At 71.7% G+C, this 25,192-nt stretch carries 32 protein-coding genes and 1 pseudogene; 20 read left to right on the plus strand and 13 right to left on the minus strand.

Translation table 11 applies throughout. The features are described from left to right. Positions 1–36: 36 nt before the first annotated feature. On the minus strand, positions 37–345 hold the full coding sequence (rpsT, locus tag VFE82_RS18095) for a 30S ribosomal protein S20 (protein WP_325001731.1): 309 nt from the start codon (positions 343–345) through the stop codon (positions 37–39). 97 nt (positions 346–442) lie between these two features. Here rpsT and murJ point away from each other — a divergent pair, with 97 nt between their 5' ends. Both murJ and VFE82_RS18105 read left to right on the plus strand, forming a co-directional pair. Then, complete coding sequence (gene murJ / locus VFE82_RS18100) at positions 443–2,008, plus strand: murein biosynthesis integral membrane protein MurJ (protein WP_325001732.1); 1,566 nt, start codon at positions 443–445, stop codon at positions 2,006–2,008. 56 nt (positions 2,009–2,064) lie between these two features. Beyond that, positions 2,065–2,919, plus strand: coding sequence for a SirB1 family protein (locus VFE82_RS18105; RefSeq protein WP_325001733.1), 855 nt, complete (start codon positions 2,065–2,067; stop codon positions 2,917–2,919). A gap of 19 nt (positions 2,920–2,938) precedes the next feature. Here VFE82_RS18105 and VFE82_RS18110 read toward each other — a convergent pair whose 3' ends face one another. Both VFE82_RS18110 and purM read right to left on the minus strand, forming a co-directional pair. Next, positions 2,939–3,799: a ParA family protein gene (locus tag VFE82_RS18110; RefSeq protein WP_325001734.1), complete on the minus strand. Its 861-nt coding sequence runs from the start codon at positions 3,797–3,799 to the stop codon at positions 2,939–2,941. A gap of 556 nt (positions 3,800–4,355) precedes the next feature. Next, positions 4,356–5,387 carry a phosphoribosylformylglycinamidine cyclo-ligase gene (purM, locus tag VFE82_RS18115; protein WP_325001735.1) on the minus strand — a complete coding sequence of 344 codons (1,032 nt, stop codon included), beginning with the start codon at positions 5,385–5,387 and terminating at the stop codon, positions 4,356–4,358. Positions 5,388–5,486: 99 nt separating this feature from the next. Between purM and VFE82_RS18120 the strand changes: the two genes are divergently transcribed. From VFE82_RS18120 to atpE, 7 genes are read left to right on the plus strand one after another with little or no spacing between them, the layout of a single operon-like run. Further along, positions 5,487–6,560 (plus strand): AI-2E family transporter, encoded by a 1,074-nt coding sequence (locus VFE82_RS18120; RefSeq protein ID WP_325001736.1) that lies wholly within the window; start codon positions 5,487–5,489, stop codon positions 6,558–6,560. After that, entirely contained in the window at positions 6,557–7,231 is a 675-nt protein-coding gene (hda, locus tag VFE82_RS18125) for a DnaA regulatory inactivator Hda (RefSeq protein ID WP_325001737.1), read from the plus strand. The genes VFE82_RS18120 and hda overlap by 4 nt, the downstream gene beginning before the upstream one ends. Continuing rightward, the gene (locus VFE82_RS18130; protein WP_325001738.1) at positions 7,228–7,914 is read left to right on the plus strand and encodes an HAD family hydrolase; all 687 of its coding nucleotides are present in this window, start codon (positions 7,228–7,230) and stop codon (positions 7,912–7,914) included. Before hda ends, VFE82_RS18130 begins: the two co-directional genes overlap by 4 nt. Beyond that, on the plus strand, positions 7,911–9,518 hold the full coding sequence (pcnB, locus tag VFE82_RS18135; RefSeq protein ID WP_325001739.1) for a polynucleotide adenylyltransferase PcnB: 1,608 nt from the start codon (positions 7,911–7,913) through the stop codon (positions 9,516–9,518). The genes VFE82_RS18130 and pcnB overlap by 4 nt, the downstream gene beginning before the upstream one ends. Positions 9,519–9,555: 37 nt before the next feature. Continuing rightward, positions 9,556–10,020, plus strand: coding sequence for a glutaredoxin domain-containing protein (locus VFE82_RS18140; protein WP_325001740.1), 465 nt, complete (start codon positions 9,556–9,558; stop codon positions 10,018–10,020). Continuing rightward, on the plus strand, positions 10,017–10,484 hold the full coding sequence (folK, locus tag VFE82_RS18145) for a 2-amino-4-hydroxy-6-hydroxymethyldihydropteridine diphosphokinase (RefSeq protein ID WP_325001741.1): 468 nt from the start codon (positions 10,017–10,019) through the stop codon (positions 10,482–10,484). The genes VFE82_RS18140 and folK overlap by 4 nt, the downstream gene beginning before the upstream one ends. Before the next feature lie 38 nt (positions 10,485–10,522). Next, positions 10,523–10,765, plus strand: a complete 243-nt coding sequence (gene atpE / locus VFE82_RS18150; protein ID WP_325001742.1) for a F0F1 ATP synthase subunit C — start codon at positions 10,523–10,525, stop codon at positions 10,763–10,765. A 13-nt stretch (positions 10,766–10,778) separates the two neighbouring features. Here atpE and VFE82_RS18155 read toward each other — a convergent pair whose 3' ends face one another. Then, positions 10,779–12,059 (minus strand): cytochrome c, encoded by a 1,281-nt coding sequence (locus VFE82_RS18155; protein ID WP_325001743.1) that lies wholly within the window; start codon positions 12,057–12,059, stop codon positions 10,779–10,781. Beyond that, complete coding sequence (locus VFE82_RS18160; protein ID WP_414708785.1) at positions 12,056–12,688, minus strand: c-type cytochrome; 633 nt, start codon at positions 12,686–12,688, stop codon at positions 12,056–12,058. The genes VFE82_RS18155 and VFE82_RS18160 overlap by 4 nt, the downstream gene beginning before the upstream one ends. A 195-nt stretch (positions 12,689–12,883) precedes the next feature. Between VFE82_RS18160 and VFE82_RS18165 the strand changes: the two genes are divergently transcribed. Continuing rightward, complete coding sequence (locus VFE82_RS18165; RefSeq protein WP_325001744.1) at positions 12,884–13,063, plus strand: hypothetical protein; 180 nt, start codon at positions 12,884–12,886, stop codon at positions 13,061–13,063. Here the strand turns inward: VFE82_RS18165 and VFE82_RS18170 are convergent. Continuing rightward, positions 13,042–13,377: a 2Fe-2S iron-sulfur cluster-binding protein gene (locus VFE82_RS18170; RefSeq protein ID WP_325001745.1), complete on the minus strand. Its 336-nt coding sequence runs from the start codon at positions 13,375–13,377 to the stop codon at positions 13,042–13,044. The genes VFE82_RS18165 and VFE82_RS18170 overlap by 22 nt on opposite strands. Positions 13,378–13,419: 42 nt before the next feature. On the opposite strand from VFE82_RS18170, the gene VFE82_RS18175 reads away from it, so the two are divergent. From VFE82_RS18175 to VFE82_RS18185, 3 genes are all read left to right on the plus strand, one after another. Further along, positions 13,420–14,334, plus strand: a complete 915-nt coding sequence (locus VFE82_RS18175; RefSeq protein WP_325001746.1) for a DUF808 domain-containing protein — start codon at positions 13,420–13,422, stop codon at positions 14,332–14,334. A 75-nt stretch (positions 14,335–14,409) separates the two neighbouring features. Beyond that, a complete protein-coding gene (locus VFE82_RS18180) occupies positions 14,410–14,691 on the plus strand; it encodes a hypothetical protein (protein WP_325001747.1) in 282 nt (93 codons plus the stop codon). Positions 14,692–14,797: 106 nt separating this feature from the next. Then, positions 14,798–14,983: a hypothetical protein gene (locus tag VFE82_RS18185; RefSeq protein ID WP_325001748.1), complete on the plus strand. Its 186-nt coding sequence runs from the start codon at positions 14,798–14,800 to the stop codon at positions 14,981–14,983. A 202-nt stretch (positions 14,984–15,185) separates the two neighbouring features. Here the strand turns inward: VFE82_RS18185 and VFE82_RS18190 are convergent, their stop codons facing one another. After that, positions 15,186–15,617: a hypothetical protein gene (locus VFE82_RS18190; RefSeq protein WP_325001749.1), complete on the minus strand. Its 432-nt coding sequence runs from the start codon at positions 15,615–15,617 to the stop codon at positions 15,186–15,188. Positions 15,618–15,741: 124 nt separating this feature from the next. Between VFE82_RS18190 and VFE82_RS18195 the strand changes: the two genes are divergently transcribed. Together VFE82_RS18195 and VFE82_RS18200 are read left to right on the plus strand one after the other, a co-directional pair. Beyond that, a complete protein-coding gene (locus VFE82_RS18195) occupies positions 15,742–16,569 on the plus strand; it encodes a hypothetical protein (RefSeq protein WP_325001750.1) in 828 nt (275 codons plus the stop codon). A 146-nt stretch (positions 16,570–16,715) separates the two neighbouring features. Next, positions 16,716–17,348 carry a L,D-transpeptidase gene (locus VFE82_RS18200; RefSeq protein ID WP_325001751.1) on the plus strand — a complete coding sequence of 211 codons (633 nt, stop codon included), beginning with the start codon at positions 16,716–16,718 and terminating at the stop codon, positions 17,346–17,348. 18 nt (positions 17,349–17,366) lie between these two features. Here the strand turns inward: VFE82_RS18200 and VFE82_RS18205 are convergent, their stop codons facing one another. The 3 genes from VFE82_RS18205 to VFE82_RS18215 form a co-directional block, all read right to left on the minus strand. Beyond that, positions 17,367–17,810, minus strand: a complete 444-nt coding sequence (locus VFE82_RS18205; protein WP_325001752.1) for a DUF4864 domain-containing protein — start codon at positions 17,808–17,810, stop codon at positions 17,367–17,369. A 332-nt stretch (positions 17,811–18,142) separates the two neighbouring features. Then, the gene (locus VFE82_RS18210) at positions 18,143–19,159 is read right to left on the minus strand and encodes a PA2778 family cysteine peptidase (RefSeq protein WP_325001753.1); all 1,017 of its coding nucleotides are present in this window, start codon (positions 19,157–19,159) and stop codon (positions 18,143–18,145) included. 16 nt (positions 19,160–19,175) lie between these two features. Beyond that, positions 19,176–19,517 (minus strand): PA2779 family protein, encoded by a 342-nt coding sequence (locus VFE82_RS18215; protein ID WP_325001754.1) that lies wholly within the window; start codon positions 19,515–19,517, stop codon positions 19,176–19,178. A gap of 231 nt (positions 19,518–19,748) precedes the next feature. On the opposite strand from VFE82_RS18215, the gene VFE82_RS18220 reads away from it, so the two are divergent. Next, a complete protein-coding gene (locus tag VFE82_RS18220) occupies positions 19,749–19,925 on the plus strand; it encodes a hypothetical protein (RefSeq protein WP_325001967.1) in 177 nt (58 codons plus the stop codon). Between the two features lie 15 nt (positions 19,926–19,940). Here VFE82_RS18220 and VFE82_RS18225 read toward each other — a convergent pair. Next, a pseudogene (locus tag VFE82_RS18225) lies at positions 19,941–20,102 on the minus strand (TIGR00266 family protein); the annotation flags it as partial. A gap of 224 nt (positions 20,103–20,326) precedes the next feature. Then, on the minus strand, positions 20,327–20,692 hold the full coding sequence (locus VFE82_RS18230) for an HPF/RaiA family ribosome-associated protein (RefSeq protein WP_325001755.1): 366 nt from the start codon (positions 20,690–20,692) through the stop codon (positions 20,327–20,329). Positions 20,693–20,797: 105 nt separating this feature from the next. On the opposite strand from VFE82_RS18230, the gene VFE82_RS18235 reads away from it, so the two are divergent. From VFE82_RS18235 to VFE82_RS18250, 4 genes are all read left to right on the plus strand, one after another. Beyond that, positions 20,798–21,469: an alpha/beta hydrolase gene (locus VFE82_RS18235; RefSeq protein WP_325001756.1), complete on the plus strand. Its 672-nt coding sequence runs from the start codon at positions 20,798–20,800 to the stop codon at positions 21,467–21,469. Between the two features lie 131 nt (positions 21,470–21,600). Further along, positions 21,601–23,154: a glutamate--cysteine ligase gene (gene gshA, locus VFE82_RS18240; protein WP_325001757.1), complete on the plus strand. Its 1,554-nt coding sequence runs from the start codon at positions 21,601–21,603 to the stop codon at positions 23,152–23,154. Between the two features lie 116 nt (positions 23,155–23,270). Further along, positions 23,271–23,771, plus strand: a complete 501-nt coding sequence (locus VFE82_RS18245; RefSeq protein ID WP_325001758.1) for a hypothetical protein — start codon at positions 23,271–23,273, stop codon at positions 23,769–23,771. 145 nt (positions 23,772–23,916) lie between these two features. Further along, positions 23,917–24,819 (plus strand): SDR family NAD(P)-dependent oxidoreductase, encoded by a 903-nt coding sequence (locus VFE82_RS18250; RefSeq protein WP_325001759.1) that lies wholly within the window; start codon positions 23,917–23,919, stop codon positions 24,817–24,819. A gap of 3 nt (positions 24,820–24,822) precedes the next feature. Here the strand turns inward: VFE82_RS18250 and VFE82_RS18255 are convergent, their stop codons facing one another. After that, complete coding sequence (locus tag VFE82_RS18255; protein WP_325001760.1) at positions 24,823–25,146, minus strand: hypothetical protein; 324 nt, start codon at positions 25,144–25,146, stop codon at positions 24,823–24,825. Positions 25,147–25,192 lie beyond the last annotated feature (46 nt).

Genomic DNA, 25,192 nt, shown 5'->3' on the forward strand with positions numbered 1-25,192 from the left:
GCTTCGCAAGGAAGCCCGGGCGGGTGACCCGTGGGGTCAGGCGGCGGCTTGCGCCGGGGCCAGGGCCTTGACCTTGGCGGACAGGCGGCTCTTGTCGCGAGCTGCCTTGTTCTTGTGGAAGATGCCCTTGTCGGCGACGGTGTCGACGATGCTCTGGGCCTTGGCGAAGAGTTCGGTGGCCTTGGTCTTGTCGCCAGCGGCGACGGCCTTCTCCACGTTCTTCACCGCGGTGCGGTACTTGGAGCGAAGGGACGTGTTCGCTGCGTTGAGCTTGACGTCCTGGCGGGCGCGTTTACGGCCCGACGCGAGGCGGGGGTTCTTTTTCTTGGGCTTGGCGGATGCCATGTGTGTGTTCCTTGGTGTCTGAGGATGATGCCAGCAAAGCCCTCCATTGTAGGCGATCGCGCCGGAGCGCGTCCGAACGCGCCGTACACTCGAACCGGTGAGCCTGTTCAAAGCCGCTTCCACCGTTTCCCTGCTGACCCTGGCCTCCCGCGTCACCGGGCTCCTGCGCGACCTGCTGATGGCGGCCTTCTTCGGGGCCAGTGCCCTGACCGACGCCTTCAACGTCGCCTTCCGCATCCCCAACCTGTTCCGGCGTCTGTTCGGCGAAGGCGCGTTCAGCCAGGCCTTCGTGCCGGCGCTGGCGCACACCCGCGAGCAGCAGGGCGAGGAGGTCACGCGCGCGCTGATCGACCACGTCGCCACCGTGCTGGCCTGGGTGCTGCTGGCCACCTGCGCGCTCGGCGTGGTGGCCGCGCCCCTGCTCGTCTATGGGCTGGCCAGCGGGCTCGAGAAGGAGCCGCGCGCGTTCGAGGCTGCGGTGCTGATGACGCGCTGGATGTTCCCCTACATCGGCTTCATGTCCCTGGTGGCACTGTCGGCCGGCATCCTCAACACCTGGCGGCGCTTCGCCGTCCCGGCGGCCACGCCGGTGCTGCTCAACCTGGCGATGATCGTGGCGGCCTGGGTGGGAGCCCCCTGGTTCCAGTCGATCGGCGTCGAGCCGATCTACGCGATGGCCGCCGGCGTCATGCTGGGCGGGGTGCTGCAGCTGGCCGTGCAGGTGCCGGTGCTGCGCCGGCTCGGCCTGCTGCCGCGCATCGGCCTGACCTGGAGCCGCCTGCGCCTGGCGTGGCACGACCAAGGCGTGCGCCACATCGTCTCCATGATGGGCCCGGCCCTCCTGGGCGTCAGCGTCGCCCAGATCTCGCTTCTCATCAACACGCAGATCGCGTCGCACCTGCCCTCGGGCAGCGTGACCTGGCTCTTCTATGCCGACCGCCTGATGGAGTTCCCGACCGCGATGCTGGGCGTCGCGCTGGGGGTGGTGCTCATGCCCCAGCTGGCGGCCGCCCGCGGCGCCGGCGACGCCAAGCGCTACTCGAACATGCTGGACTGGGGCCTGCGGCTGGTGGTGCTGCTGGCGACGCCGGCATCGGTCGCGCTGCTCGTCTTTTCGCAGCCGCTGGTCGCCACGCTGTTCCACTACGGCGCGTTCCGCGACACCGACGTGCAGCAGGTCTCGCTGGCACTCGCCGGCTACGGCGCCGGGCTGCTCGGCCTGGTCGGCATCAAGGTCGTGGCGCCGGGCTACTACGCGAACCAGGACATGCGCACGCCGGTGCGCATCGCGGTGGCGGTCCTGATCATCACGCAGCTGATGAACATCGCCTTCGTGCCGCTGTTCCGGCACGCGGGCCTGGCCCTGTCGATCGGGGCGGGAGCGCTGCTCAACGCCGGCTGGCTCGCGTTCGGCCTGCAACGCCGCGGCAGCTGGACCCCCAATCCGGGCTGGCCGCGCTTCCTGCTGCAGGTGCTGGCCGGCACGGCCTTGCTGGCCGTGTTCCTGATCTGGAGTTCGGCGCACTTCGACTGGGTGGCTTTGCGCTCGCAGCCCGCGCTGCGCGTCGGGCTCCTGGGGGGGGTGCTGGTGGCTGCTGCGGGCATCTACTTCGCGGCGCTCTGGGCCGCGGGCGTGCAACTGAGGCAATTTGTCACGCGCTGACCAGGGGTCCCGGCCCCTGCCTTGACGCTGCCCGGCGGCTCCATTACAACGGACCGATGGCGCTCAACTTCGAAGTCCCCTCGCCGCTGGAATACTTCCGGTCGCTGGTGCAGGACGACGACCATTTCCCGCTGCTCGAGGCGGCCGCCAGCATCGCCCAGGACGAGTACCCGGACCTGGACGTGCAGCAGGTGCTCGGCGACGTCGACCAGCTCCTGGCCCGCCTGCGGCGCCGCCTGCCGGCCGACGCGGCGCCCCTGCAGCGGCTGCGCGCGCTGAACCAGTTCTTCTTCCGCGACCTCTCGTTCGGCGGCAACGTCAACGACTACTGCGATCCGGACAACAGCTACCTCAACGTCGTGCTGCGCACCCGCCGCGGCATCCAGATCTCGCTGGCGGTGCTGTGGATCGAACTGGCCCAGGGTCTCGGGCTGCACGCGCGCGGCGTGTGCTTCCCGGGGCACTTCATGGTCAAGGTCAACCTGCCAAAGGGGCAGGTGGTCATCGACCCGTTCACCGGGCAGTCGCTCTCGCGCGAGGAACTGTCCGAGCGGCTGGAGCCCTACAAGCGCCGCAGCGGCCTGGTCGACGATTTCGAGGTGCCGCTGGGGCTGTACCTGCAGGCGGCGCCGCCGCGCGACATCATCGCGCGCATGTTGCGCAACCTGAAGGAGATCCACCGGGCGCAGGAAGACTGGCAACGTCTCATTGCCGTGCAGGACCGCCTGCTGGTCCTGTTGCCCGAGGCCTGGGCGGAGTACCGCGACCGGGGGCTCGCGCATGCCGAGCAGGGGCACGCGGCCCTGGCGGTGCTCGACCTCGAGACGTACCTGATCCATGCCCAGGATTCCCTCGACATCGACGTGATCGCCGACCGCGTGGCCGACCTGCGCCGAGCACGCAACCGCTAGGCCCGGCGCCGGTCGGCGCTCAGGCCGTGCGGCGCAGGAAGTGGGGCACCTGCTGCCCCAGCTCCGCTGGCGGGATCAGCGATTCGGCAGGCGGCGTGCCCTGCCGCGCGGCGGTGCGCGACTCCAGCAGCGTCAGCCGGCTGCCGGGCACCAGCGATTCCTGCGATGGCCGCAGGCGCGCGGCGCGCTGCCCGGCCGACGCGGCATGGTCCCGCAGCACATCCTTCGGTGGCGCCGGGGTCGCCACCGGCGGCGCCAGCACCGGCTCCAGCCAGCGCAGGATCGGCTCCCACTGCGTCAGGTCGGTGGCCGCCTGCGAGGGTGGCAGGTCGAAGATGGTGAGCCCGCGCTCCAGGCATTTCACGTACAGCTGGGTCTCGCGCAGGGTGCCGACCATCGGCACGCCCACCTCGTCGGCCCAGCCCTGGAGCACCTCGCCGGCGCGGGTGCGACCGTCCACCCGCATGCCGATGGAAGCCAGCACGCAGCGCCCGCCGGACACCCGCGGCAGGGTCATCAGCTCGGCATGGCAGGCGGCGGCCGATTCGCGGTCGAACACCGAATGGCACACCGGCATGAGGATCACGTCGGCCGCCATCACCAGGCGCGCCAGTTCGAAGCCGTGCAGCCCCCCGGGCGTGTCCAGGATGGCGTGGGTGATGCCGGTGGGGACCCGCAGCACGTTCTGGTCGATCGCCCAGGGGGCGATGCCGGGCAGCTTGGGATCGCGCCGGCGCAGCCACGTGCGCGAGGACTGCTGGCGGTCGACGTCGCCCAGCATCACGGCGTGGCCCTGGCGGGCGCACCAGGCGGCCAGGTGGGCGGCCAGCGTGCTCTTGCCGCTGCCGCCCTTGCGGTTGACGACAGCGATGACGGGCATGCGGGCGTGGGCAGGGGGGAAAGCCGCAGTCTGTGACAAAGCCGCCGCCCGGTCCAGCCGGGACCGCCCTATTCGCTCGCGCTTTTGTAGCGACGCAACGGTCTGGCGTGAACCAGGCCACGGCCGGCCGGTCTCATGCGGCCTGCGCGCGCGGCGCCCGCACCAGCGGGCCCTGGTCCGCCGCCGGCGGTCCAGGGCGTCATCCAGCCTGCCGAACGGAGCCGCACCGGCGGCAAAGACGACGTTCACCGCGATCAGGACGGCCGGCGCCCAGGCGACCGGCTTGGCAGCGCGCCGGGCGGTTGCCCAGCACGCGAGCGACTTGCGGCGGCGAGCGCGCCGGACAGCGCGCCGGAGAGAATGCGCAGGAGCAGCGCCGTGGCCTCGGCCCGCCCCTCGACCAGCATGTGGTGCCCAGGGCGGGGACCATGAAGACCGTCAGCGGGCTGCGGATCCTCTCCGAGGAACCGTCCGTCAAAGGGCTGACGAACCCGAGCGTCCAGATCGCGGCCGGCATCCGCGCCGGTTGGCGCCGCCGTGCCCGGGCATCGCCTGCTCAGCGGACCTCCACCGGGGCGCCGGTGCCGCGCGGCGCGATGACGCCGATCTCGTGCACCGCCTCGCCCTGCTCGCGCAGCGTCCGGGCGGTGGCCTGCGCATGCTCGGCGGCCACCACGACCACCATGCCGATGCCGTTGTTGAAGGTCCGGTTCATCTCGTGGTCGCCGATACCGGCGGTCTGCTGCAGCCAGGCGAACAGCTCGGTGCGCGGCCAGCTGCCGGCGCGCAGGTGGGCGGCCGTGCCCTCGGGCAGCACCCGCGGGATGTTCTCGAGCAGGCCGCCGCCGGTGATGTGGGCCAGCGCCTTGATCGGGTGCTGCGCCAGCGCGGCCAGGACCGGCTTGACGTACAGCCGCGTGGGTGCCATCACGGCTTCGCGGAACGGCCGGCCATCCAGCGTGGCGGGCAGCGCGCCGGCCGCGCGTTCGATGCACTTGCGCACCAGCGAGAACCCGTTGGAGTGCACGCCGCTGGACGCCAGGCCCAGCACGACGTCGCCGGGCCGCACGTCGGCGCCGGTGAGGATCCTGGATTTCTCGACGGCCCCCACCGCGAAGCCGGCGAGGTCGTACTCGCCGGCCGGGTACATGCCCGGCATCTCGGCCGTCTCGCCGCCGATCAGCGCGCAGCCGGACAGCTCGCAGCCCCGGGCGATGCCGCCGACGACGCGGGCGGCGGTGTCCACGTCCAGCTTGCCGCAGGCGAAGTAGTCCAGGAAGAACAGCGGCTCGGCGCCCTGCACCAGCACGTCGTTGACGCTCATGGCGACCAGGTCGATGCCCACCGTGTCGTGCATGCCCCATTCGAAAGCGAGCTTGAGCTTGGTGCCCACGCCGTCCGTGCCGCTCACCAGGACCGGCTCCTTGTAGCGCTTGGGGACCTCGAACAGCGCACCGAATCCGCCGATGCCGGCCAGGACGCCTTCGCGCATCGTCCGCTTGGCCAGCGGCTTGATGCGCTCGACCAGCGCGTCGCCGGCGTCGATGTCGACGCCCGCATCCTTGTACGAGAGGGGAGATTGGCTCATGGGCGGGGGAGGGCAAGGGCACTGCAGAGCGCCCGATAGAATTTGCGGGATTTTACCGGCCGGCCCGAAGCCGCCTCCGCGCCCCCCGGCGCCACCCGAATGCAATTCACCTCTGCCCAGAAACGAGCCGCCGCCTGGACGCTGATCGCGCTGCTGGCCGTGCTGGTGCTGCGGGCGCTCGGCCCGGTGCTCACGCCGTTCGTCATCGGCGCGGTGCTGGCCTACGCGCTGACCCCGCTGGTCGACCGCCTGGACGAGGCCGGCCGCGGCCGCGTGCCGCGGGTCGCGGCGGTCGTGCTGGTGGAGCTGCTGTTCGTGCTTGCGCTCGTGTCGCTGGCGCTGATGGTCGTGCCGATCCTGGCCAAGGAGATCCCGCTGATGCGCGCCCAGCTGCCGGTGCTGTTTGACTGGCTGGACGCCACCCTGCGGCCCTGGCTGGCGCAGTTCGGCATCCACGTCGCGCTGGACGTCGACAGCCTCAAGGGGCAGGCACTGCGCTACCTGCACGGGAATTACGAGGGCGCCGTGGCCCGGCTGCTGTCCTCGCTGAAGATCGGGGGCAGCGTGGCGTTCACGCTGCTGTTCAACGCCGTGCTCATTCCCGTGGCGCTCTTCTACCTTCTGCTCGACTGGGACCGCTTCGTGCACCGCGTGCTGGAACTGGTGCCCCCGCGCAACCGCCCCGCCGTCGACTCGTTCACCGGCGAGGCCGACCAGGTGCTGGGCCAGTACCTGCGCGGCCAGCTGCTGGTGATGCTGACCATGGCCGTGTTCTATTCCACCGGGCTGGCGCTGTTCGGGCTGGACCTGGCGCTGCCGATCGGCCTGTTCACGGGGCTGGCCATGTTCGTGCCTTACCTGGGTTTCGGCATCGGCCTGGTGCTGGCGCTGCTGGCCGGGCTGCTGCAGTTCGCCTCGGTCAAGGCGCTGGTGATGGTGGCGGTGGTCTACGGGGCCGGCCAGGTCATCGAGGGTTTCTATTTCACGCCGCGCCTGGTGGGCGAGCGCATCGGCCTGCATCCGCTGGCGGTGATCTTCGCGCTGCTCGCGTTCGCCCAGGTGTTCGGCTTCGTCGGCGTGCTCGTCGCGCTGCCGGCCAGCGCGGTGCTGCTGGTGGCGATCCGGCGGATGCGCGCCGGCTACATGGGCAGCAGGTTGTACCAGGGCGGATGAAACAGCTCACCCTTCCGATCGCGATGGCGCGCGCGCCGACGCTCGACGCGTTCTGCGCCGGGCCGAACGAGCCGGCGCTGGCCCACCTGCGGCTGTGGACGGGCAGCCCCACGCGCTCGCCGGTCCCGACCTACCTGTGGGGTGGCGCGGCCAGCGGCAAGACGCACCTGCTGCAGGCGGTGCAGGCCTCGCTGCGGGAGCAGGGTGCCTCGGTCGGCTGGCTCGACGCCGGCATGGCCGAGCCGCCGGAGTTCGACGAGCGCTGGGCTGTCGTGCTGATGGACGACGTCCATCTCTACACCGCGGTTCAGCAGCACGCTGCCTTCAACTGGTTCGTCAACGCGCAGGCGCTCCAGCGCGGGGTGCTGTCGGCGGGTCTGCTGCCGCCAGCCGACCTGCAGCTGCGCGAGGACCTGCGCACCCGCCTGGGATGGGGCCATGTGTTCCACCTGCAGGTGCTGTCCGAACCCGAGCGCCGCTCGGTCCTGCGCCAGGCGGCCGACGCCCGGGGCGTCTTCCTGGGCGACGACGTGATGGACTTCATGCTGTCGCGGTTCTCGCGCGACCTCGGCAGCCTGATGCAGCTGCTGGAGCAGCTGGACGCCTATGCCTTGCAGACCAAGCGCGCCGTGACCATCCCGCTGATCCGATCGATGCTGGAGAACGAGTGAGCAAGAAGACCCGGCTGGCGCTGTTCGACCTCGACCACACGCTGCTGCCGATCGACTCCGACTATTCCTGGGGCGTGTTCACCCAGGAGATCGGCTGGACCGACCCGGTCGTGTTCAAGCGGCGGAACGACGAGTTCTATGAGCACTACAAGGCGGGCACGCTGGATGTGCACGACTACGTGCGCTTCGCCACCGAGGCGATCCGGCTGCGCGGCCGGGAGGCGTCGCAGCGGGCGCGCGAGCGGTTCCTGCGCGAGGTGATCGGGCCGGCCGTGCGGCCCGAGGCGCTGGCACTCGTGCGCGCCCACCAGGCCGCCGGCGACCACACCGTGATCGTCACGGCCACCAACGAGTTCGTCACCGAGCCGATCGCCCGGCTGTTCGGCGTGCAGGACCTGGTCGCGGTGCGGCTGGCCACCGGCGCGGACGGCTGGATCACCGGCGAGATCGAGGGCGTGCCGTCGATGCGCGGCGGCAAGGTGGCACGGATGGACCAGTGGCTGCGCGAACGCGGCCTCGGCTGGGACAGCGTCGAGACCACCTTCTATTCCGATTCCACCAACGACCTGCCGCTGCTCGAGCGGGTCGACCAGCCGGTGGCCACCAACCCCGACGAGCGCCTGCGCGCCATCGCGGCCCAGCGCGGCTGGCGCATACTGGACCTGTTTTCCCCCATCCCATGATCAAGACATTCATCGACCGCCTGCTGGGCGCCGGCGGCGGCCGCAAGCCGAGGTTCGGCAAGCGCCAGGAGATCGGCCCGCAGGAGCACAACATCGATCCGTCGCTGGTCGACGAGCGGGCGCTCAACGTGGTGCACACCCTCAAGGAAGCCGGCTACGAGGCCTACATCGTCGGCGGCGCCGTGCGCGACCTGCTGCTGGGCCTGCGACCCAAGGACTTCGACGTGGCGACCAACGCCACGCCGGAGCAGGTCAAGAGCCTGTTCCGGCGCGCCTTCATCATCGGCCGGCGCTTCCGCATCGTGCACGTCGTGTACGGGCGCGGCCGTGAACACGAGGTGATCGAGGTCTCGACCTTCCGCGCCTACATGGACAACGCCGCGGCCGAGGCGGTGGCCGGCAACGAGAAGACCAGCAAGAGCGAGCTGGCGGGCATGAAGCACGCCGTGGACGCGAGCGGCCGGGTGCTGCGCGACAACGTCTGGGGCCCGCAGGAGGAAGACGCCACCCGGCGCGACTTCACCATCAACGCGATGTACTACGACCCGGAGACGCGCACCCTGGTCGACTACCACGGCGGCATGAAGGACGCGGGCCGCAAGCTGCTGCGGATGATCGGCGACCCGGCCACCCGCTACCGCGAGGATCCGGTGCGCATCATCCGGGCCGTGCGCTTCGCGGCCAAGCTGAGCGCGCTCGGCTTCAAGCTCGAGACCAAGACCGGCGCGGCGGTCAAGCCGAGCCTCGGGCTGCTCGCCGACGTGCCGCAGAGCCGGCTGTTCGACGAGATGCTCAAGCTGCTGCAGACCGGCCACTCGGTGGCCACCATCGAGCAGTTGAAGTCGCTGGGGCTGTCCACCGGCATCTACCCGCTCCTGGACCTGATCGTCGAGCGCGCCGACCAGCCGTTCGTGCGCGCCGCCCTGCAGGACACCGACCGCCGGGTCGCCGAGGACAAGCCGGTCGCGCCCAGCTTCCTGCTGGCCTGCGTGCTGTGGTCCGACGTGCGGGACGGCTGGGCCGCGCGCCTGGCCCAGAAGCAGCACCCCTTCCCCGCGCTCCAGGACGCGATCGACGACGTGTTCAACGCGCGCATCGGCGACGTGTCGGGCCGCGGCAAGCTCGGCGCCGATATGCGCGAGATCTGGATGATGCAGCCGCGCTTCGAGAAGCGCACCGGCAACACGCCGTTCAGCCTGGTCGAGCAGCCACGCTTTCGCGCCGGGTTCGACTTCATGCGGCTGCGCGCCGACGCCGGCGAGATCGACGTGGTGCTGGCCGACTGGTGGCAGGAGTTCAGCCAGGCCAGCGACCAGGTCCGCGAAGACCTGGTGGCGCAAGTGCGCGAGGAGCAGCACAAGGGCCAGCGCCGGGTGCGCGTGGTGCGCCCGCAGGACAAGGCCGGTGCGGCCGAGCGGCCGGCGACCGCCGGCGAGGTGCTGGCCGAGCCGGGGCGGGCGCGCAGCCAGCAGCCCGCCGACGAAGGGGCCGACGCGGAGGAGGGCGCCGCCACCGATGCACCGCGCAAGCGCCGCCGGCGGCGCCGCAAGCCCGGCGGCGGTGCCGGCGCCGTCGGCGATGGCGCCGCCACCGGCGAGGGCTGACGTGCGGCGGTGGGGTGTCCTGGCTTTCCTGGCCTGCATGCTTGCGGCCGGGGCCGCGCTGGCACAGGGGCGTGACACCGTCTACCGCTCGGTCGGCCCCGACGGACGCATCACCTACAGCCAGGTGCCGCCGGCCGAAGGCCGCACCGACCGCAAGCTGGAGTTCGAGCACCTGCCGGCCACGCCGCTGCCGGCCTACCTCCGGGCATTCCGCGACGACCTGGCGCGCGGCCCGGCCGTGCCTCGGGCCTCGGCCACGGCGGGCCTGCAGCTGTTCAGCGCCAGCTGGTGCGTGTACTGCCGGCAGGCCAAGGCGTGGCTCGCCGCCCGCGGCGTCGGCTACCAGGAACTGGACATCGACAGCCCCGGCGGCATGGCCGAATTCGTCCGCGCCGGCGGCAAGGGCGGCGTGCCGCTGCTGGTGGGCGCGCAGGTGCGGCTGCAGGGCTTTTCCGAGTCGGCGTACGGCGCGGCCTTGGGCGCGCCGCCGGGCGGCCGATGAAGGAGCCCGTCACCGCCTACGTGGGCCTGGGCGCCAACCTGGGGGATGCGGCAGCGACCGTGCTTGGCGCGGTCGAGGCCCTGGCCGCCTTGCCCAGGACCACACTGGTGGCACGCTCGTCGCTGTATCGCACGGCGCCGGTGCAGGCGAGCGGTCCCGACTTCGTGAACGCGGTCGCGGCCCTGCACACCCGCCTGGATGCGCCCGGACTGCTGGCCGCGCTCCAGGGCATCGAGGCGGCGGCCGGGCGTGAACGGCCGTACCGCAACGCGCCGCGCACGCTCGATCTGGACCTGCTGCTGTACGGCCAGGGCCGCATCGACAGTGCAAGGCTCACCGTGCCGCATCCGCGCATGTCCGAGCGTGCCTTCGTGCTGGTGCCGCTGGCCGAGATCGCGCCGCAGCTGGTGCCGGCCGGTGCGCTCGCCGCCATGACCTCCCAGGTCGTTGCCCGCATGCCGTGACCGCGTGACCATGGGGCCTCGCAACACGGGAGGTTCCCATGACGGACAACGGACTCATCGCACTGGCCTGCGGGCTGATCATCGGTCTGGGCGCCATCGGCGCCTGCCTCGGGATCGCGACCATGGGCGGCCGCTTCATCGAGGGCGCCGTGCGCCAGCCGGAGCTGATGGAGCCGCTGCAGACCAAGATGTTCCTGCTGGCCGGCCTGATCGATGCCAACTTCCTGATCGGCGTCGGCGTGGCGATGATGCTGGTCTTCGCCAACCCGTTCGGCCTCTGACGCCGGCGGCCGGTCAGCGGCCCGCGCCTCCGCGCTGGCGGGCGACGTCCAGCTCGCTCACCGGCGCGGCCTGGTTGCCCCAGGAGGTGCGCACGAAGGTGAGCACCGCGGCCACGTCCGCGTCGTTCAGGAGGGTCACGTACGGCGGCATGCCGAATGGCCGCGGATTGCCCTGGGTGGCCGGCGGGAAGCCGCCGCCGAGCACCACCTGCACCAGGTTCGCCGTCACGGGCAGGGTCACGGCACGGTTCCCCGCGAGCGCCGGATAGGCCCCGCGCACGCCCTCGCCGCGCGCACCGTGGCATTGGGCGCAGTGCTCGCCATAGAGGCCGCGGCCGCGCTCGACCACACGGGCGGTCGGCGGCGCCGGGGCCGGTGCCGGCGGGGCGGCGGGATGCGCGGCCGGCAGCGTCTGCAGGAACGCGGCCATCGCGAGCGCGTCCTCCTGCGAGAGGTGCTGGGTGCTGGACTGCACCACCTCCGCCATCGGCCCGAGGACCGTTGCGCTGCCTGCGATGCCGCTGCGCAGCAGGCGCGCCGTCTCCTCCAGCGGCCACCGCCCGACGCCCGCCTCGGCATCGGACGCCAGCGAAGGCGCGTACCAGTTCTGCATCGGGATCAGCCCGCCGGAGAGGTCCATCATGTCGCTGCTGGCGCCGAGCGCGTTGCGCGCGGTGTGGCACGCCGAGCAGTGGCCGAGCCCGCGCACCAGGTAGGCGCCGCGGTTCCATTGCGCCGACTGCTGCGGCTGCGGCTGGTACACGCCGGGTCGGAAGAAGAGGGCCCGCCAGACCGCCAGCGCCGGCTGCGTGCTGTACGGCCAGCGCAGCGCGTGCGGACGGTTGGGGCGGTTCGAGGCCGGCAGGCTGCGCAGGTACGCGTGCATGGCGTCGGCGTCGGCGCGGGTGACTTCGGTGTAGTTCGGGTAGGGGAACGCCGGATAGAGCAGGCGGCCGTCGCGCGACCGGCCATGGTGCAGCGCCCGCCAGAAGTCATCGCTGCTCCAGCGTCCCAGGCCGTGGTCGGCGTCGGGCGTGAGGTTGGTCGAGTAGACGGTGCCGAACGGGGTGTCGATGGCGCGGCCGCCGGCCCAGGGCGCACCACCCCGGTCGGTGTGGCAGGCCATGCAGTTGCCCACGCGGACCAGGTAGGCGCCACGTTCCACCGACACCGGCGCGGCCGCCGTGGACGGATCGGCGCGGCCGCCGTCGTCATCGCCGCCGTCGTTGGCGAACAGGATCCATGCGACGGCGGCCAGCAGCAGCGCGGCGACCGCGAGCAGGGCGCGCTTCATGGCTGCTGCCTTCCGGCCGGCAGCGAGGCGCTGCCGCAGGCCAGTGGCGGCGGCGCCGCCAGGCGGGCGGCGGCATGGGTGTCGGCCGGCAGCGGCTGCGAGGCCAGCCAGGTCGCGACGGCGGTGAGGTCCTCCGGGGCGAGTGCCTTGGCGACCTGCGCCATGCAGTCGGGCGCATGGGCGCGCCGCTGGCCGGTGCGCCACGCGCCGAGCTGCGCGTTGAGGTAGTCCCGCGGCAGTCCGAGCAGCCCGGGCGTGTTCGGCTGCACGCCGGTGAGCGCAGTGCCGTGGCAGCTGGCGCAGGCCGGCACCTGGCTGGCCGCGTCCCCCTGCAGCGCGAGCCGGCGGCCGCGCTCCAGCAGGTCCGGCGTGGCACGGGGCGCCGGCGGCGGGGCATACGGCAGCTCCAGCGCGGCGAAGTGCTGCGCAATCTCGAGCAGGTACGCGTCGGAGAGCGGGTCCAGCAGGCGCGTCATGGCGCCGTAGTGGCGCCGCCCGTCACGGAAATTGAGCAGCTGGTTGTACAGGTAGCCGGCCGGCTTGCCCGCGATGCGCGGGTAGTAGCCGTCCGGCCCGGCCCGACCCTGCGCGCCGTGGCACACGGTGCAGGCGAGCGTGCGCTGGGCCATGGTGTCTTCGAAGGGCGCGGCCTGCGCGGCGGCGCCGAGCAGCAGCGCGGCGGAAAGAAGGATGAGTCGCAGTGGTTTCACGATCGGCTGCGATCATGCACCACGCGCCGGGCCGCGGAGCGCCACGCGCCGCAGTCCTACAGCCGGGCGCGGGGCCGGTTCCTAGAGTGGGGTGAACGATCGTCGAGTCCTGCCATGAACAAGCCCGCTTCCGCTCCCGATGTGATGCCTCCCCACGAGCTGCCGCCGCCCGATCCCGACGAGGAGCTCGAAGGCACCAACGCGACCATCCACCATCCCGATCCCGAGGCCGAGCAGCATCGCGCGCGCGATGACAAGAAGCCGCGCGGCCCCTACGTGACGGGCAACATCTGAGCGTCCGCCGTCCCGCCGGCCTCGACCACCAGATCGCTGCGCGGGCAGGCGACGCACGGCAGGATCCAGCCTTGCGCCTTCTCGTCGGCCAGCAGGCCGGGCCACTCGATGCGGTAGGCCACGCGGCCGTCCAGCAGCCGGCGGATGCAGGTGCGGCAGGTGCCGTTGCGGCAGCTGCTCGCCCACGCCAGGCCGGCGGCCTCGGCCGCCTCCAGCAGCGACCGGCCGGACGGCGCGGCGAAGCGCGCGCCGCCGGCGCTGATCGTCACGTGCCAGCAGGCAGCCGGTGCGGGCGGGGTATTCTCGTCGTGCATCGCGCCGCATCATAGGCAACCACACAGGAACCATTCACACCCATGGCCTCGAGCTTCTTCGCACTGCTGGACGACATCGCCACCCTGCTGGACGACGTGTCCGTGCTCACCAAGGTGGCCGCCAAGAAGACGGCCGGCGTCCTGGGCGACGACCTCGCCCTCAACGCCCAGCAGGTGGGTGGCGTGCGCGCCGAGCGCGAGCTGCCGGTCGTGCTGGCCGTCGCCAAGGGATCGGCGGTGAACAAGCTGATCCTGGTTCCGGCGGCGCTGGCGATCAGTGCGGTCGCACCCTGGGCGGTGCAGCCGTTGCTGATGCTCGGAGGCGCCTACCTGTGCTTCGAGGGATTCGAGAAGCTGGCCCACCGCTTCCTGCATCGGGGCGAGGAGGATGCGCGCGTGCACGAACTCGAACGCGCGCTGGCCGACCCGGCGGTGGACGTGCTCGCCCTGGAGAAGGAGAAGGTCAAGGGCGCCGTGCGCACCGACTTCATCCTGTCGGCGGAGATCGTCGTGATCGCGCTCGGCACCGTGGCGCAGGAGGCGCTGGCCACGCGCGTGGCGGTCCTGGCCGGCATCGCGGCCCTGATGACCGTCGGCGTGTACGGCCTGGTGGCCGCCATCGTGAAGCTGGACGACCTCGGGCTGTACCTCGCCCGCCGGCGGTCGACCGCGGCACAGGGCATCGGGCGCGCCATCCTGCGCGCGGCGCCCTGGCTGATGAAGGCGCTGTCGCTGGCCGGGACCGCCGCCATGTTCCTGGTGGGCGGCAGCATCCTGGCGCATGGCGTGCCGGCGGTCGGCCACTGGATCGAGCACCTGGGCGAGACGCTCCCCGCGCTGGCGGGCGTGGTCGTGCCGCTGCTGCTGCACGCGGCGGTGGGCCTGGTCGCCGGAGGGCTGGTGCTGGCGGCGGTGGAACTGGGTCGCCGCATGGTCGGCCGCCGCGCCACCGCCTGAGGCCGGCGTCCTACAGCCCGCCGCGCAGGCTGCTGGCGGTCCGCGGGCGGCCCGGCGTCTACCGTGCTGCCTGCCATGGATCTCTCCAACTGGATCGACCTCCTGCAATGGCCGGCGATGGCCGCCAGCCTGCTGGCCGCCTGGCTGGTGGCCTCCAACCGCAAGCAGCGCCGCAACATCGGCTTCTGGGTGTTCCTGGGCAGCAACGTGCTGTGGACCGCCTGGGGCTGGCATGACGGCGCCTGGGCGCTCATCGCCCTGCAGGTGGCCCTGGCCGCCTTGAACATCCGGGGCGTCTTCAAGACCGAACAACCCTCGTCGGCCGAGGCGGGCAGCACCGGCCAAGCTCAGGCGTAGGCCCCTTCCTACCCAGCCATGCGCCCGCGGCGGATGCCGCCGCATGGCTCAGCGTTGGATGATGGCTTCACATTGGATGGCGGCGCCGCCGCCGGAAGGGAAGCCGATGCCGAACCCGTTCTCGCCCCCCTGGTCGCTGCATGTTCCGCATGCCGCCCTGCTCGCCGACGCGCCGATGCTCGCGCATGACGAGGACCTGGCGCTCGGATGCGAATGCGCCAACCCCGCGTTGCAGCTGGAAGGTTGGGAGCCGGCACCGGCCACGCAGTCCGTCTCGCCAGGCTCGTGCTGAGCAGCAACTCGTGACAGCGACGGTCCTACAGCCCGTGCCGCTCTAAGCTCACTTCGATCTTCCAGGGGCTGGACCATTCTTTGGTCCAGCCGGCGCCCCAGCCGGCGTCGTTCACACCCTCATCCAATCAAGGAGTCAACATGAGCGCAATCAAGACGACCCTCACCGCCGCCGCGGCGGCCGTGGCCCTGGCCTTCGGTGGCTACGCAGTGGCCCAGTCCGGCGGAGCCGGTGGCGCCGGCGGCGCAGGCAGCGGCTCGGGCAGCGGCAGCGGCAGCGGCACTGGCACGACCGCCAGCCCGAGCAGCACCGCACCGAACGCCGGTGGCGGCACCGCCGGTTCCGGCGGCACGTCCTCCATGGGCGCTTCCGGCTCCTCGGGCGCGACCGGCTCCTCCGGCACCACCGGTTCTTCCGGTTCCACCAGCTCGCCGAGCGCCTCGGGCTCCACCGGCTCGTCGGGCTCTTCGATGGGCGCTTCGGGCTCCTCGGGCAGCACCGGTTCGTCGGGCTCCACCAGCTCGCCGAGCGCCTCGGGCTCCAGCGGTTCGTCGGGCTCCTCGATGGGCGCTTCGGGCTCGGGCTCTAGCGGTTCCACCACTGGCGGCAGCAGCAGCGACACGACGATGGGCACCGGCAGCTCCAGCGGCACCGGTGGCGCCCGCGCCGACCGCAACTGACCGGGCTTCGTTTCCAGCCACGGGGGCGGGCCTGCCAAGGGCCCGCCCTTTTTGTTTGTCCAGACCGAGAGCCTCGCCATGCAGCCCGACCCCTCGCGCCCCCATCGCCCCGACAGCCATCTTCCCGGCCGGCATGCGAGCGGCTGGCGGCGAGGTCCCGTGCTGCTGCTGGCCGCGGCGCTGGGGCTGGCGGGCTGGGGCCTGTGGACGCAGCGCCACCATCCGGCGGCCCAGGCGGTCGCCGCGGCGGTGGCCGGTGCACCGACGCCGGCTCCCGTGCCGGCCCCGCACGTGCCGCGTTTCGCGTCGTTCGGCCGGGAGGACCCGTCCCTCGACGTGCGGCACATCGCCGACTGGGCCGTGGATTCCGGCGACCCCCAGGGACGCTCGTTCGCCGTGGTGGACAAGAAGGAAGCCCGCGTGTGGCTGTTCGACCCGCGCGGCGAGCTGATCGCGGCCACGCCGGCCTTGATCGGCGCGGCGGTGGGCGATGATCCGGTCCCCGGGATCGGCGAGAAGCCGCTGGCCGAGATCCTTCCCGAGGAGAAGACCACGCCGGCCGGCCGCTTCGTGGCCGAACACGGCGTCAATGCCGGCGGCGAGGACGTCGTGTGGGTGTCCTATGACCTGGCGGTGTCGATGCACCGCGTCCGGCCCACCGTGAAATCGGAGCGTCGTCTGGAGCGCCTGGCGTCCCCGACCGCCGAGGACAACCGGATCTCCTTCGGGTGCATCAACCTGCCGGTCGCCTTCTATGAACAGGTGCTGCGGCCCACCGTGCAGCAGACCGGCGCCGTGGTCTACGTGCTGCCGGAGACGCGCAGCCCGCAGGCGCAGTTCGGCTCGTACGACGTGCACGACCCGTCGCATCTCGCGGTGGCATCACCGGTCGGCGCCGTGAAATAAACCACGCAGCCCAGCTCGAACCCATCCGCGGGAACGCTTTGCGCCTGCTCGCGCACGAAGCCTCGCTAGCATCCCCGCCCAAGATGAGCCGCCCGCGAGGCCGCGGCTCGCAACGTGCCCGCGGGCACGCGAGGACGGGGACGTGAATGCGATGGAACAACAAGGCCGCGCTGCTGTGCGCGGCATGGGCGATCACCTGTGGCGGCGCCCTGGCGGCGCAGGCGGATGCGGGATTCGAACGGCGGCGGCCGTCGACGGATGCACGCGGGATGGTGCAGTGGGTGCTGCAGACGCACGATGCCGGCGGCAAGCCTTTCCTGGTGGTCGACAAGAAGGACGCGAAGCTCTATCTGTTCGAGGCCGACGGACGCCTGCGGGCGGCCACGCCGGTGCTGCTGGGCGCGGCGCGGGGCGACGAGAGTGCCCCGGGCGTCGGTGACCGTGCGCAGAGCGGCAGCTTGCCCCTGGAGGAGCGCACGACGCCTGCCGGTCGATTCGAGACGCGTCCCGGGCGCAACCTGTCGGGCGAGGCGGTCGTGTGGTTCGACTATGACGCCGCACTCGCGATCCACCGCTTGCGCCCGGGCCGCTCGCACGCGATGCGGGCGGCGCGGCTGGAAGGCTCCAAGCCCGAGGAACGGCGGCTGTCGCTGGGCTGCGTGGTGGTGCCGGTGGACTTCTACCTGCAGCAGATCGAGCCGGTGCTGGGCCGGCGGGCGGGCGTGGTGTACGTGCTGCCCGAGACGCAGTCGGCGCGCGAGCTGTTCACGCAGCTGTGAGCGCCGCAGCGGCCGCCTTCAGATCACCTGCCAGCGGTTCTCGGCCACCACGCAGCCGCTGATCCGCCAGCTCTGGTCCGGCTGCTGCTCCAGCGCGAACAGCGCCAGCCACGACTTGTCGTCGTCGTCGCGGATCTCCACCATCTGCAGCACGCTGCCATCCTCGAGCTCGGGCTTGTGGAAGCTGACCGAATGAGGCCGGTACACCATGGGGTAGGCGCCGCGCACCATGGACAGGAAGCGGCGCGGATTGCCGATCGCCTCGCGCACCTCGGGCGTGGCGGTCTCGAACGCTCGCTCGGCATCGTCGTCCTGGAAGGCCGTCAGCTGCATGACGATGACTTCGCGCACCTTGGCAGCCTCGAGTTCGGAGACGGGCTCGGCGATCGCACGCATGTGGATGCTCAGCGCCCCCAGGGCTGCGGCCAGCAGCACGAAGAAGCGGACGGTATGCCTGTTCATTGCAAGACTCCCGCGGGAAAGAGGATGGTGTCCGCAGGGTAGGAGCCGCCCCTTGCCGCAGCTGTAGGCCGACCTCGCGGGGTTCCGTCGGACGTGGGTCGCCGGCGTGTGCGGCCCCTGTCGTGGTGCATTCCGGAACGACAACGGCCCGCCGTGGCCGCTGGACAATGTTCGTTCGTTTCGCGTTCCTGAAGAAAGCGCGGAGGACCGATCCCTGTCTCGTAGCGCGGCACCCGGCGGGCACGACTGAAGTCTGGTGGGCGGGTGGCGCCGCGGCCGCAAGCAGGCGGCGCATGCCGGTGTAGGTGGGCGCCCGCCGCGCCCGCAAGCGTCTACCGACCGGCGCCCTGCGCGCGGCTTTCGAGCCGTTCGACGATGAGGTCGTGCGTCGCACGGATCTCGGAGGCGAACGGATTGCGCGGATCGCCGCCGGCCTGTTCGATCAACGCCAGCGCCTCCTGCTGCCGGCCCATGTCGGACAGCACCTGGGCAAGGTTGTTGGCGACGATCGACGAGGCCGGATGGCGCCGACGGGCCTCGCGCAGGACGTCCGCCGCGTGCTCGAGGTCGCCAGCCGAATGCAGCTGGTTGGCCAGGCCGACGGCGCCGGCCAGGTTCTCGGGCCAGCGCTTCAGGGCGTTGCGCAAGGCCATCGTGGCCGAGCGGGGATCGGCCACCCGCCCCATGGCGAGGACTGCGTTCAGCCACGCGTCCTCGGTGGCGGTGGCCGGAATGCGGTCGGGCGGCATCACCACCATGGCCCAGTAGCCGCTGGCCATCCAGCTGCGCTCGAAGGCCGTGAACGGCATCTCGCGCCGCGCCTGCGTCCCCGAGCGCAGCAGCACGGTGCCGCTGGGGTAGTCGAAGCCCGTGACCACCGCGTAGTGCCAGCGGGTGCCGAACAGCCCGACGTCCTGCAGCACCACGACCGGGTTGCCGGCCGCGACCTCGCGCAGCAGGTCGCCGTAACGCGGCGAGAGCACGTACGACACGCGGCCATGGCGGCGCGCGGCTGCCAGCATCTCCAGCTGCAGGCTGCCGCGCCGCCCGGGCAGCCACACCTGGTCGACCAGCGGCGCCGGCGTGACGGCCACGCCGGTGAACGCGAGCGCCGTCGCCAGCGCCGCGGGGCCGCACTGGTAGTCGTTCTGCGGGAAGAAGGGGACGGCGTCGATCTCGCTGCTCTGTGGCACGCCCCAGGGCCAGTCGGAGCGCAGCGCCATGGTCTGCGGGACCATCTGGGCGCAGCCGGCCAGCAGCACGGCGATGGTGGCCAGCAGCGCACGCAGGCCCACCCGTGGCCAGCGTGCGGGCCCGTCGGCAACGGCGGCGCGAAGGCCGGTGGTCATCCGGCGCCGGGGCGGCTCAGCGCCGGAAGGCGAAGTACCAGACGGCGGCCGCGACGACGATGACGGCCACCAGCGCGCCGCCGTCGGCGCCCGCCGGCGCCTGCCGGATGTCCTCGGCCAGACGTCCGACTTCCTGGTCGTTCATGGCCGCGACACGCTCCCGCGCTTGCTGCGGGTCGACGCCCATGGCCTGGAGGCGCGAAGCAGTGTCGGCGCGCGCGAGCACGTCCAGCACCAGCGTGCGGTCGGTCTGCGGGGCGGCTTGCTCCGCACCGATCATTCCCGCGCCTGCACCGTGGACCGATAGCGCGAACATGGACACGACGAGGGTGCGGCAGGTCATCTTCTTCAGGTTCATCTCGGCTCCTTGTGGATCGCGCGCCAGTCGAGCGCGGGCGCCGGATCAATATACGCGGGAGCGTGCCGGTCGTGGGCCGTTCGCGCCATGGTCGGGTTCCATTCGTGCGGCTGCGTTCGATTGCGTGCGGCACGGCAGGGCCGCCCTTGGCCGACCGCGCCCGCGGTTCCGTTCCTACGCCACCCGTCCGGCGTCCGCCGTACGGTGGTCGCTTCTGTCAAGGAGGCGACCATGCACTCCCGTCTGTGGCCCCTGCTGCTGGTGGCGTCGCTGCTGTGCGCATGCAGCACGCGGGCGCCGCGCGATCCGTTCGAAGCGCTGGAGGGCGGGTTCGCCTCGCCCGACGGCGCCGCTTTCATGGGCTACCACGGCCCGGTCGAGCAACAGACCGGCAGCCGCGGCGACTGAACCTTCATTCGCGTCGCCTCCCGGGAAGCCGCCCAGCACGGAGCCCTCGTCGTGCGAGCCGCCTCGCTGCGGGTCCGCGGCGAACACGCGCGACGCAAGGCGCGAGAACGGCAGGCTCTGCAGCCGCACGATGCCCAGTCCCCGCCGGCGGGCGAAGAACAGCCCCGCGCCGCCGAACGGAAACCGGTCGACAGCTTCTGCTGCCGGCGATGCCGAGCGACACGCCACGGGCACTGCGGTCGCCGCAGAGCGGATGGCCGTCGACGAGGCAGGATGGCCGGCAGCGGACACGGGCGGGCGGCCCGGCGGGACCCTGCCGCGCGCTGCGCGGGATCGGCGGCGGCGCAAGGCGCGACCGCATGACGTGCACTGCGGACCGCTTGCGCGGCCCGCGCGTGCGGTCACTCCTCGATGGCGTTCACGTCGCGGCGGATCGTGTCGCGGTCGCGGTGCTGGTGGCGATCGAGCTTGCCCAGGGTGTGGTCCAGCAGGTGGATCAGGCGCTGGGTCGCGCCGCGGAAAGCCTCGTCCTGCGACGGTGCGTGGTGGGTGGCCGCCACCGGGTCACGGCCGGAGATGCGCGCCTCGAGCATGCAGCGCTTGTCCTCCGCGCCGCTCTTGCCGCTGTTGGTGTCCCGCAGCTGCACCTCGACGCGCGTGATGTCCTGGCGGAAGCGCGCCAGCGCCTCGTTCAGGTAATCCGTCGCCCAGCGCTCCAGCGTGTCCTTGTTCTCGATGCCATTGCTCGTGTTCACCTGCACCTGCATTGCACTGTTCCTTTTCCATCTCGTCCAGCCAGTTTGGTGCAGCCCCCATCGATGGGGTGTAGGACAATGGCGAGCCTCGCGTCAGCGCCTTCTTCAGCCTTCCGTATGACCCTGCTGGACACCATCGAGATCGAGACCGCGCCGCAACCCGGCGCCACCATCATCGTGCTGCACGGCCTGGGCGCCGACGGCAACGACTTCGTGCCTGTCGCCAGCGAGCTCGACCTCTCGGCCGTCGGGCCGGTGCGCTTCCTGTTCCCGCACGCGCCGGTGATGCCGGTCACCGTCAACAACGGCTACCGCATGCGGGCGTGGTACGACATCCTGGGCACCGAGCTGGTCCGCCGCGAGGACGAGGCCGGCCTGCGCCGCTCGATGGCGGCCGTCGAGCAACTGCTGGCGCGCGAGCAGGAGCGCGGGGTGCCGGCCTCGCGCACGGTGCTGGCGGGCTTCTCGCAGGGCTGCGCGATGGCGCTGATGACCGGCCTGCGGCACCGCGAACGCCTGGCCGGCATCGCAGGGCTGTCCGGCTATCTGCCGCTGGCCGCCACGACGGCCGCCGAACGCAGCGATGCCAACGCGCTGACGCCCGTGTTCATGGCGCATGGCACCGCCGACAACGTCGTGCCGATCGCGCGCGGCCGCGACTCGCGCGAGCTGCTGCGGGCGCTGGGACAGGACGTGCAGTGGCACGAGTACGCGATGGCGCACTCGGTCTGCATGGAGGAGATCCAGGACCTGAACGCCTGGTTGCTGCGGGTGCTGGCGCGGCCCTGAGCCGCCGCTGCGGCCCCGGCCGCGATCCCACGCGGGCGGAGCCCGGCGCGAAAGCGCGGATGCCCGGCAGGGCTTATCCAAAGGTGTTACCGTCCGCGTCCCCGAGTGCACAGGGCGAGACGACCCCATTCATGAGCCGACTGCAAGACGCCCTCCACAGCATGTCCGCCGAGCGGCTGAAGGCCATCCGCCGCGGCATCGAGAAGGAAAGCCTGCGTGCCACCGCGGACGGCGCCCTGGCGCTCACGCCGCACCCGGCGGTGCTCGGCTCCGCACTCACCCATCCGCACATCACCACCGACTACAGCGAGTCGCAGCTGGAGCTCATCACCGGCGTGCACGCCACGCCGGAGACCTGCCTGGAGGAGCTGCTGCGGATCCACCAGGCCACGGTGCGGGCGCTGGGCGACGAGATGCTCTGGGTGTCCAGCATGCCGTGCCTGCTGCCGGCCGACGAGACCATCCCGATCGGCCGCTACGGCGCCTCCAACGTGGGCCGAGCCAAGAGCGTCTACCGCATGGGCCTGGCGCACCGCTACGGCCGTCGCATGCAGACCATCTCGGGCATCCACTACAACTGGTCGATGCCGGGGGTGGACAGCAACGAGTACTTCGCCCTGATCCGCAATTTCCGCCGCCACGCGTTCCTGCTGCTGTACCTTTTCGGCGCGTCGCCCGCGCTGTGCTCGTCCTTCGTGGCCGGCCGCCAGCACGAGTTGCACACCCTGGCCGACGGCACGATGTACATGCCGCACGGCACGTCCCTGCGGATGGGGCGCCTGGGCTACCAGAGCGACGCCCAGGCCAGCCTGGCGGTCAGCTACAACGGCCTGGACGGCTACGCGGCGTCCCTGCAGGAGGCGCTCACCCGGCCGTATCCCGCCTACGAGGCGGTGGGCATCGTCAACCCGGGCGGCGAGTACAACCAGCTGGCGACCAGCCTGCTGCAGATCGAGAACGAGTTCTACGGGACCATCCGCCCCAAGCGCGTGATCTTCCCCGGCGAGAGGCCGCTGCATGCGCTGCGCGAGCGCGGCGTCGAATACGTCGAGGTGCGCCTGCTCGACCTCGACCCGTTCGTGCCGATCGGCATCAAGCCGCAGACCCTGCGCTTCCTGGACGTGTTCCTGCTGCACTGCCTGCTGGCCGACAGCCCCGAGGACACGCCCGCCGAGATCGCCCAGATCGCGCGCAACCAGCACCGCACCGCGGCCTTCGGCCGGGAGCCCGGGCTGATGCTGGAGCGCGGACGTGGCGAGGTTCCGCTGGTGGAGTGGGCGGCCGAACTGCTGGACAGCTTTGCGCCCGCCGCGGTCGCCCTCGACGCCGTGCACGGCACCAGCGACCATGCCGACGCGGTGCGTTCGGCGCGCGCCATGCTGGAGGCGCCGGCCATGCTGCCCTCCAGCCGCGTGCTCGAGGTCATGGAGCGTGACCACGGCAACTCGTTCATCGATTTCATCCGGTCGCAGTCGCTGCAGTCGCGCGCCAAGCTGCTGGCGCTGCCGTTCAGCACGGCGCAACAGGCCCGCTTCGACGCGCTCGCCGAGGAGTCGCTGCAGGCGCAGAAGGACATCGAGGCGGCCGACACGATGCCCTTCGAGGTCTACCGCCAGCAGTACATCTCGCCGCACCGGCTCGGGCTCGGGCGGGCCGCCGTTGCGCCGGCGCTGGCCGACGTCTGAGAAATCCGGGAATTCCGCACGCGATGCGGCACTTCGGCCGCGCACCGCCGAGCAGTGGTCAACGTCGGGTTCAAAGTCCTCGTTGTGAACATCTCTCACAGGAGGAGAAAACCGACATGACCGCGTTCCCCACATCCCTGTCCTTGCGCGTGCTGGGCGGCCTGCTGGCCTGCACCATCACCGCAGTGCCCGCCCTGGCCGAGAAGCCCGAATGGGCCGGCGGCGGCAAGGGCCACGGCAAGAAGCACGAGGACGGCGGCAAGCACGAGGCCAAGGGCGGCCGCCACGAGGTCCGCGTGGGCGCGTACTTCAGCGACCACGACCGCGAGGCGGCGCGGGCCTCGTACGGCCAGCGCGATGGCAGCGGCAAGGGCTGCCCTCCTGGCCTGGCCAAGAAGAACAACGGCTGCATGCCGCCGGGCCAGGCGAAGAAGTACGCGCTGGGCCGGCCGCTGCCGCCCGAGGTGGTGATCTACCCGGTGCCCCGGCAGGTGCTGGTCACGCTGCCGCCGGCCCCGGCCGGGCACAAGTACGTGCGCGTGGCGGCCGACGTGCTGCTGATCGCCGTCGGCTCCTCGATGGTGATCGACGCGATCGCCGACCTCGGCCGGCTCTGAAGCGCCGCCCGCGACGGGGAGGAAGCCGGGTCCGCCCGGCTTTTTTCATGGCGCCGCACCGGCCCCCGTGGCATCCCCTGTCGCTCTCGCGCCGCTGCGTCGCGGGTTGCTCGGCTACAGTGCTGCGCGCAAAGGAGAGACACACATGGCATTGGATTTCAGCGGCCGCGTGGCCATCGTCACGGGCGCCGGCGGTGGCCTCGGCCGGGAGCATGCGCTTGCCCTGGCGGCACGCGGCGCCCGCGTGCTGGTCAACGATCTCGGGGGTGCGGTCGACGGTTCGGGCGGCTCCGCCAGCGCGGCGCAGAAGGTGGTCGACGAAATCCGGGCCGCGGGTGGCGAAGCGATCGCCAACGGCGCGTCCGTGACCGATGCCGACGCGGTGCAGGCGATGGTCCGGCAGGCCGTCGACACGTGGGGCCGGGTGGACATCCTGGTCAACAACGCCGGCATCCTGCGCGACAAGACCTTCGCCAAGATGGAACTGGAGGACTTCCGGCTGGTGCTCGAGGTCCACCTCATGGGCGCGGTGCACTGCACCAAGGCGGCCTGGCCGCACATGATGGCGGCGCGCTACGGCCGCGTGGTGATGACGACCTCGTCGAGTGGCCTGTACGGCAACTTCGGGCAGAGCAACTACGGTGCTGCCAAGCTGGCGCTGGTCGGCCTGATGCAGACCCTGGCGCTGGAGGGTGAGAAGCACGGGATCCGCGTCAACTGCCTGGCCCCCACGGCCACCACCCGGATGACCGAGCACCTGTTTCCCGAGGACATGCGCGCGGCGTTCGGCCCACGGGCGGTGGTGCCGGCGATGCTGGTGCTGGCCTCGCAGGACGCGCCCACTCGCACGGTGCTGTGCGCGGGGGCGGGCGGCTTCGAGGCGGCGCACATCACGCTCACCCGGGGCGCCTTCGTCGGCACCGGCGCCGGTGCCGACGAGCAGCTGGCCGCACGGCTGGCGCAGGTGCTCGACCGGGCCGGCGAGGTGGTGCCGGGCAGCGGCTCGGCGCAGGGTGCCAACGAGCTGCGGCTGGCGCGCGGAGGCTGACCGCTACAGCGGCCCGGGCAGGGCCTTGAAGCCGATCCACGCTGCACCGATCACTGCGTTGATCGGCACCGCCAGCGCGCTGGGCACGTAGAACAGCATGGACAGCGTCGGCGCGTCGAGCGCCAGTTCGACCACGCCGCCCAGCGCGTAGAAGAGCAGGCCCCACCACATCCAGCGCCACATGTAGGTGGGCAGCCAGCGCGCCTGCTCGCGGTTGTAGCGCCAGGCCGCGGATCGCTCGAACACGTTGCCGCGCGTGACATCGCGGAACAACCACCCGAAGAAGAAGTAGCGGTACAGGAGGGTGCTGAAGGCCATGGCTTGCACGTCGGTCCGTTGGCGGTCGAACCAATGTGCCACCAGTGTTCGGCCG

This window comes from Ramlibacter sp. (genome assembly GCF_035655895.1).
Classification (GTDB): domain Bacteria; phylum Pseudomonadota; class Gammaproteobacteria; order Burkholderiales; family Burkholderiaceae_C; genus Ramlibacter.

What these genes read in the sequence shown, in the direction of transcription:
- VFE82_RS18165 (WP_325001744.1), top strand. Translation starts at nt 12,884, where the DNA reads ATGAACAAGCCCGCTTCCGCTCCCGATGTGATGCCTCCCCACGAGCTG.
- VFE82_RS18250 (WP_325001759.1), top strand. Translation starts at nt 23,917, where the DNA reads ATGGCATTGGATTTCAGCGGCCGCGTGGCCATCGTCACGGGCGCCGGC.
- pcnB (WP_325001739.1), top strand. Translation starts at nt 7,911, where the DNA reads ATGATCAAGACATTCATCGACCGCCTGCTGGGCGCCGGCGGCGGCCGC.
- gshA (WP_325001757.1), top strand. Translation starts at nt 21,601, where the DNA reads ATGAGCCGACTGCAAGACGCCCTCCACAGCATGTCCGCCGAGCGGCTG.
- VFE82_RS18180 (WP_325001747.1), top strand. Translation starts at nt 14,410, where the DNA reads ATGGATCTCTCCAACTGGATCGACCTCCTGCAATGGCCGGCGATGGCC.
- VFE82_RS18235 (WP_325001756.1), top strand. Translation starts at nt 20,798, where the DNA reads ATGACCCTGCTGGACACCATCGAGATCGAGACCGCGCCGCAACCCGGC.
- VFE82_RS18245 (WP_325001758.1), top strand. Translation starts at nt 23,271, where the DNA reads ATGACCGCGTTCCCCACATCCCTGTCCTTGCGCGTGCTGGGCGGCCTG.
- VFE82_RS18215 (WP_325001754.1), bottom strand. Translation starts at nt 19,517, where the DNA reads ATGAACCTGAAGAAGATGACCTGCCGCACCCTCGTCGTGTCCATGTTC.
- purM (WP_325001735.1), bottom strand. Translation starts at nt 5,387, where the DNA reads ATGAGCCAATCTCCCCTCTCGTACAAGGATGCGGGCGTCGACATCGAC.
- VFE82_RS18155 (WP_325001743.1), bottom strand. Translation starts at nt 12,059, where the DNA reads ATGAAGCGCGCCCTGCTCGCGGTCGCCGCGCTGCTGCTGGCCGCCGTC.
- VFE82_RS18120 (WP_325001736.1), top strand. Translation starts at nt 5,487, where the DNA reads ATGCAATTCACCTCTGCCCAGAAACGAGCCGCCGCCTGGACGCTGATC.
- VFE82_RS18205 (WP_325001752.1), bottom strand. Translation starts at nt 17,810, where the DNA reads ATGAACAGGCATACCGTCCGCTTCTTCGTGCTGCTGGCCGCAGCCCTG.
- VFE82_RS18200 (WP_325001751.1), top strand. Translation starts at nt 16,716, where the DNA reads ATGCGATGGAACAACAAGGCCGCGCTGCTGTGCGCGGCATGGGCGATC.
- VFE82_RS18175 (WP_325001746.1), top strand. Translation starts at nt 13,420, where the DNA reads ATGGCCTCGAGCTTCTTCGCACTGCTGGACGACATCGCCACCCTGCTG.
- hda (WP_325001737.1), top strand. Translation starts at nt 6,557, where the DNA reads ATGAAACAGCTCACCCTTCCGATCGCGATGGCGCGCGCGCCGACGCTC.
- VFE82_RS18220 (WP_325001967.1), top strand. Translation starts at nt 19,749, where the DNA reads ATGCACTCCCGTCTGTGGCCCCTGCTGCTGGTGGCGTCGCTGCTGTGC.
- VFE82_RS18160 (WP_414708785.1), bottom strand. Translation starts at nt 12,688, where the DNA reads ATGGCCCAGCGCACGCTCGCCTGCACCGTGTGCCACGGCGCGCAGGGT.
- VFE82_RS18185 (WP_325001748.1), top strand. Translation starts at nt 14,798, where the DNA reads ATGCCGAACCCGTTCTCGCCCCCCTGGTCGCTGCATGTTCCGCATGCC.
- VFE82_RS18195 (WP_325001750.1), top strand. Translation starts at nt 15,742, where the DNA reads ATGCAGCCCGACCCCTCGCGCCCCCATCGCCCCGACAGCCATCTTCCC.
- atpE (WP_325001742.1), top strand. Translation starts at nt 10,523, where the DNA reads ATGACGGACAACGGACTCATCGCACTGGCCTGCGGGCTGATCATCGGT.
- VFE82_RS18105 (WP_325001733.1), top strand. Translation starts at nt 2,065, where the DNA reads ATGGCGCTCAACTTCGAAGTCCCCTCGCCGCTGGAATACTTCCGGTCG.
- VFE82_RS18110 (WP_325001734.1), bottom strand. Translation starts at nt 3,799, where the DNA reads ATGCCCGTCATCGCTGTCGTCAACCGCAAGGGCGGCAGCGGCAAGAGC.
- VFE82_RS18210 (WP_325001753.1), bottom strand. Translation starts at nt 19,159, where the DNA reads ATGACCACCGGCCTTCGCGCCGCCGTTGCCGACGGGCCCGCACGCTGG.
- rpsT (WP_325001731.1), bottom strand. Translation starts at nt 345, where the DNA reads ATGGCATCCGCCAAGCCCAAGAAAAAGAACCCCCGCCTCGCGTCGGGC.
- VFE82_RS18140 (WP_325001740.1), top strand. Translation starts at nt 9,556, where the DNA reads ATGCTTGCGGCCGGGGCCGCGCTGGCACAGGGGCGTGACACCGTCTAC.
- VFE82_RS18170 (WP_325001745.1), bottom strand. Translation starts at nt 13,377, where the DNA reads ATGCACGACGAGAATACCCCGCCCGCACCGGCTGCCTGCTGGCACGTG.
- folK (WP_325001741.1), top strand. Translation starts at nt 10,017, where the DNA reads ATGAAGGAGCCCGTCACCGCCTACGTGGGCCTGGGCGCCAACCTGGGG.
- VFE82_RS18230 (WP_325001755.1), bottom strand. Translation starts at nt 20,692, where the DNA reads ATGCAGGTGCAGGTGAACACGAGCAATGGCATCGAGAACAAGGACACG.